Annotated in this window: 5 protein-coding genes; 4 read left to right on the top strand and 1 reads right to left on the bottom strand. The window is 37.9% G+C overall.

Annotated features, from left to right (window positions below; genetic code table 11):
* Nucleotides 1-182: 182 nt before the first annotated feature.
* From pepN to BEGALDRAFT_RS04185, 3 genes are all read left to right on the top strand, one after another.
* The gene (gene pepN / locus BEGALDRAFT_RS04175) at nt 183-2,813 is read left to right on the top strand and encodes an aminopeptidase N (RefSeq protein WP_002683972.1); all 2,631 of its coding nucleotides are present in this window, start codon (nt 183-185) and stop codon (nt 2,811-2,813) included.
* A 196-nt stretch (nt 2,814-3,009) separates the two neighbouring features.
* On the top strand, nt 3,010-4,308 hold the full coding sequence (locus BEGALDRAFT_RS04180; RefSeq protein ID WP_002683973.1) for an AAA family ATPase: 1,299 nt from the start codon (nt 3,010-3,012) through the stop codon (nt 4,306-4,308).
* Complete coding sequence (locus tag BEGALDRAFT_RS04185; protein WP_002683975.1) at nt 4,301-4,540, top strand: hypothetical protein; 240 nt, start codon at nt 4,301-4,303, stop codon at nt 4,538-4,540. Before BEGALDRAFT_RS04180 ends, BEGALDRAFT_RS04185 begins: the two co-directional genes overlap by 8 nt.
* Before the next feature lie 255 nt (nt 4,541-4,795).
* Here the strand turns inward: BEGALDRAFT_RS04185 and BEGALDRAFT_RS04190 are convergent, their stop codons facing one another.
* Nucleotides 4,796-5,365 carry a Uma2 family endonuclease gene (locus BEGALDRAFT_RS04190; RefSeq protein WP_040295226.1) on the bottom strand — a complete coding sequence of 190 codons (570 nt, stop codon included), beginning with the start codon at nt 5,363-5,365 and terminating at the stop codon, nt 4,796-4,798.
* A gap of 117 nt (nt 5,366-5,482) precedes the next feature.
* On the opposite strand from BEGALDRAFT_RS04190, the gene BEGALDRAFT_RS19700 reads away from it, so the two are divergent.
* Nucleotides 5,483-5,596 carry a GFA family protein gene (locus BEGALDRAFT_RS19700; protein ID WP_456297498.1) on the top strand — a complete coding sequence of 38 codons (114 nt, stop codon included), beginning with the start codon at nt 5,483-5,485 and terminating at the stop codon, nt 5,594-5,596.
* The last annotated feature ends 99 nt before the right edge of the window (nt 5,597-5,695 follow it).

Raw genomic sequence — 5,695 nt, forward strand, 5'->3', positions numbered from 1 at the left:
AATTCTGATTCAGACAGTCTTTAATCCTGATTCAGACAATGTTTTAACCTAGTAGGTCTCTGTTTTAGTTTTCAGGCGTAGAATAGCGTTAGCGATTTTAATCTGGTAAAAAGTAAAACCCATCTTAAACCATTTATCTCACTATCTCATTTATAAAATTTTGCCGAACTCAGGTTAATATAATGATATATCAAGAAAATACTCAAGCTATTTATCGTAAAGATTACCAACAGCCCGATTTTTTTATCGATAGTGTCGATTTACATTTTTCATTAGATGAAGATGTCACGCTGGTACATAGTCGAATGACGATACGCCCGCGTACTGAAAACCAGAAAAAACCATTGATTTTAAACGGTGAATTGTTGGTTTTAAAAAGCCTAAAATTCAATGGGCATGTGTTGAATGCAACGCAGTATCATGTTGATAAAACCCATTTAACCCTTCCTAATGTTCCCGCAGAAGCATTTGAGTTAGAAAGTATTGTTGAAATTAAACCGCAGGAAAATACCGCATTAACAGGATTATATCAATCCAGTGGCAATTATTGCACACAGTGCGAGGCGGAGGGCTTTCGCCGTATTACGTATTTTTTAGACCGTCCTGATGTGATGGCTCGCTATACGACGACGATTGTCGCGGATAAAAGCCGTTATCCTGTGTTGTTGTCGAATGGGAATCGAGTTGAATATGGGGAGTTAAACGACGGTCGCCACTGGGTGAAATGGGCTGACCCGTTTCCAAAACCAAGTTATTTATTTGCCTTAGTCGCGGGCAATTTATATTGTCACGGTGGAAAATTTACGACGCGCTCAGGGCGCGAAGTGCGTTTAGAAATTTGGGTTGAACCGCAAAACCATGACCAATGCGAACATGCGTTGCAGTCTTTACAAAAAGCCATGCGTTGGGATGAGGAGCGGTTTGGGCTGGAATACGATTTAGATATTTATATGATTGTCGCCGTTGGTGATTTCAACATGGGGGCAATGGAAAACAAAGGCTTAAACGTTTTTAACGCCAAATTTGTCTTGTGTCGCCCTGATACCGCAACTGATGATGATTATGAAGGTATTGAGGCTGTTATCGCGCATGAATATTTTCATAATTGGACAGGCAACCGTGTCACTTGTCGTGATTGGTTTCAATTGACGTTAAAAGAAGGTTTAACCGTTTTTCGTGACCAGCAATTTACGGAAGATATGACTTCTGCCGCCGTGAAGCGGATTCAAGACGTGCGCATTTTACGCTCGGCACAATTTGCCGAAGACCAAAGCCCGATGGCGCATCCGATTCGCCCTGAATCGTATATTGAAATGAATAATTTCTACACGGTAACGGTGTATAACAAAGGCGCGGAAGTTATTCGTTTGTATCAAACGTTACTGGGTAAAGACGGTTTTCGTCGGGGGATGGATTTATATTTTCAGCGTCATGACGGGCAAGCGGTGACGTGTGACGATTTCCGCGCGGCAATGGCGGACGCGAATCAAGTCGACCTGACGCAATTCGAGCGTTGGTACGACCAAGCAGGCACGCCCGTTGTAGAAGCAAGCGGGGTTTATGATGCGACAGCAAAAACTTACGCTCTGACCTTGCGCCAGCAAGTACCTGAGCATTTGCAAGCGTGGCATATTCCTGTTGCTGTCGGTTTACTGGGCAAAGAGGGGCAAGATTTATCTTTGCAGTTAGAAGAAACTGCGCCCGCGAAAACCACGCAAGTGTTAGAATTACGCGAATTAGAACAGACATTTACCTTTAAAAATATTTCTGAGTTGCCTATCCCTTCACTACTTCGCCATTTTTCCGCACCAATTAAATTAAATTTCTCGTGTCAACGGCAAGAATTAGCCTTTTTAATGGCGCATGATAGCGACCCGTTTAACCGTTGGGAAGCTGGACAACAGTTTGCGCAACAAGTGATTTTTGATTTACTCGCAGATTGGCAAGCGGGCAAAACGCTACAACTAGATGCGTTATTTAGCGAAGCCGTTTTAAAAATCCTACAAGATGACAAGCTCGACGGCTCGATTAAATCCTTAATGTTGACCTTACCAACGGAAAACTTTTTAGGGCAACAACAGGCAGAAGTCGCGGTCGATGGCTTATTTGCCGTACGGCAGTTTGTCTTAAAACAGTTGGCAGAAGTGCATTATGCGGAATGGTTGGCAATTTATCGCGCAAATCATCAAATGCCTTACAGCAACAGTGCCACCGCGATTGCGTGCCGTCGCTTAAAAAATACCGCGTTGCACTATATTTGCCGTTTAGACACGCCCGAAACGGTGAATTTAGCCGAAAAGCAGTTTAAACAAAGCGATAACATGACCGACCAGCAAAGTGCATTAATGTGCTTGGTGAATACGTTTAGCGAGGAAAGAGGGCAGGCGATTGAGTATTTTTATCAACAATGGCGACATAATCCGCTGGTGTTAGATAAATGGTTCAGTGTGCAAGCCACAAGTTACTTGCCTGATACCTTTGATAATGTAAAAGCGTTGTTACAACATCAGGATTTTACGTTAAAAAATCCTAATCGCGCCCGCTCCTTAATCGCCGTTTTTAGCCAAAATCAAGCACAATTCCACCGTGCGGATGGGTTAGCCTATCAATTGCACGCGGATATTGTTTTACAATTGAATGCAACGAATCCGCAAATTGCGTCGCGCTTTGTCTCCGTATTCAATCACTGGCGACGCTTCGACGCAAATCGTCAAGCCTTAATGCAAGCGCAATTAAATCGCATCATTCAACATCCTAATTTATCAAAAGATGTGTACGAGGTGGTGAGTAAAAGTTTGAATGTGAAGGGGTAGAATACCTTATTAAATTGCTTGTTTTAGGACTGCCCTGCCTGTTTTGAAACGAGCAATTTAGTAAAACCAAACAATATACTAATTAATATAAAAGTTCGCACTTAATAGGGATTTTTGCGATTTTATTGCAAATAGGGTTATTAAATACTACCCTAACCGTTTTAGCATATCGCCATCTGAAGAGAATAAACATTCCATGCTTGTTGAGTTTCGTGTCCAAAACTTCGCTTCTTTTAACACATTGCAAACATTAAATATGTCTGCATCCAATACGACAAAAGAAAACTTTAATGAAACTAATACCATTGCTATTGAGCAATTTGGTGTAAATAAATTACTCAAATCTGCTGCTATCTTTGGCGCAAATGCGGGTGGCAAAACTAATCTGATTGGAGCAGTTTCCACGTTAAAAAACATTGTATTAAACTCACTTGCTAACCCTGAAGAAAACCTACTCGAGACAGTCATCCCATTCTTAATAAAAGAACAAAAATTTGATCAAGCCACTGAATTTGAAGTTACCTTTATTTATGAACAGCATTTATATCGATATGGTATCGCTATTAAAAACGCTATCATCACCGAAGAATGGCTATTTTGGCGCAAACAATCCCGTGAAACCTTGCTATTTCAACGTGAACAACAAGAAATTAAAATTAATAGTCGTTCTTTTTCTGAAGCAAAAGACTTTATCAAAGAAGAAAATGGCAAATACTATCTTGAAAAAACCCGAGAAACTGTCCCGTTTATTTCCGTGTTATCTCAATTCAATGGTGAAAAATCCAGAAAAATTACAAGATGGTTCAAAAAGTTGCATATCATTTCAGGTATTCAAGAAACTGGTTTTGACCAATTCACATTAAATTTATTAAGCAAAGATACAATCTTTAAAACATGGATATTAGATATACTGCTGTCTCTGCAAATTGCAGATATTAATGTAAATGAAGAACAACCATTTAATAAAACAATGGGAATTAGTATTGCTGAAGCTGGAAATAATGTAAAAATTCATTTTAGAAAAAATTATAAAGTTGATATAATTAAAAAAATTACTGGAACAGATGCTAAATATACTACTCCATTTAGATTAGAATCTGAAGGCACTAAAAAGTTAATTTATTTATTAGGGCCACTCTATGACGCTATTAAAAATGGTGAAATTTTATTTATAGATGAGTTTGACAGTAAATTTCATTCTTTATTGTCTAAATTCATTTTAGAAATTTACCATAGAAAAAATAATACGAATAGTCAGTTAATTATAACTTGCCATGACACTAATTTATTAACAAAATCTATTTTTAGACGTGACCAAATTTGGTTCGTAGAAAAAAACCAAGCCCACGAAAGCGAACTTTATTCGTTACTAGAGTATAAAGAACATTACACCCGACAAGGTGATTCATACAGTAAAGACTATTTACTTGGTAAATATGGTGCTATTCCGTTATTTAGCTCTATTGATAAACTAATAGAGGCTTTAGATGGCTAATCGAAATAGAAAACAAGGTTTTGGGCGGGAAGAAAATACCAGAGAAGAGCGAAAAACGGTAGAAAAAAAGTCATTATTAACCTTTAGTTTTAAAGATATTGATGAAACGCAACCTAGCAATAATCCTCAATCTATTGAAATATGGGAAACAGCGGGTTTACTAAAACCACTGTTAATCAGATTGAAAGAACTGTCAAAATTGACTCGCCATGAAGCTGAATTGCAACAATAGATTAAAATATATGGCGATTTCCCCAATCCTGAAAATACAGAATACACTTATCCAAGATATATTGAACAAAACATTGCATGGGGGGTTATTAATTCGGTTGGTGGGCAAAAAGGGAGAGTTGCAGGCTATATAATTGAAAATACTTTTTATATTGTGTTTTTAGATAAAGAGCATCGTTTTTGGATATCTAAAAAGAAAAATACCTAAAATGCTCTTTATTTCATACTTCTGTGAACTTGCAATCTTTACAAACTCTCATGAGAGAAACTGCCAATTAATCTGTAATTCAGGAAAAATGCTCACTTTGGTTTCATTTTCTAACTGAAACATATGTGGCACACCATAAAATCCTTCATTATTCAATAAATAAACCATTCCCCATAATTCAATTGGATGAATTAACCAGTATTCACGCACGCCATGGCTTTCGTACAAAGTTCGCTTTGTGTCCATATCTTTAAAAGCAGTAGAGGGCGATAAAATTTCAATAATCCAATCAGGCGCACCACGACACCCTTTATCATCCAGTTTTTGGGGGTCACAAATCACTGAAATGTCAGGTTGTACAACGGTATTAATTTCTTCATCTACTTCATTTTTTTGCGGTAATCGCACATCAAACGGTGCAATATAAGGTTCGCAGGGTTTACCCTGTAAAAAGTTACTAATTTGTCTGCCTAATTCAAGCACTACTTTTTGATGTATCCGCGATGGGGCTGTCATTGCGTAGGCTGTGCCGTGAATTAATTCCCAACGCTCCCCATCAGACCATTGGCAATAATCGCCATAAGTAAATATTTCCGATACACTTTTACGATTTATCATGAAGCTCATGGTATTTTCTCAATCTGATAAAGAAAGTATGTGACAATAGTTTGATTCAATTATAGTTCATGCTTAAGGCTTGCTGTATATAGTTTTTTAAAAACAGGGGGTTAAACCATGCAGGGAAAATGTTTGTGTGGCAGTGTGCAGTTTGAGATAAGCACGACCCATTTAAAGGCGTATCAATGCCATTGTATAGTAAACGGATCACAAAAAGAGTGCAGAAAATGACCTATTAACACCTGAGTTCAGCGAGTTTCTTTTAAAAAGACAATAGCTTGTCTGAATCAGAATTTTCAGAATTAAAAAGACAAGAAAATTAAAAGAATA

This window comes from Beggiatoa alba B18LD (genome assembly GCF_000245015.1).
GTDB classification, from domain to species: Bacteria; Pseudomonadota; Gammaproteobacteria; order Beggiatoales; family Beggiatoaceae; genus Beggiatoa; species Beggiatoa alba.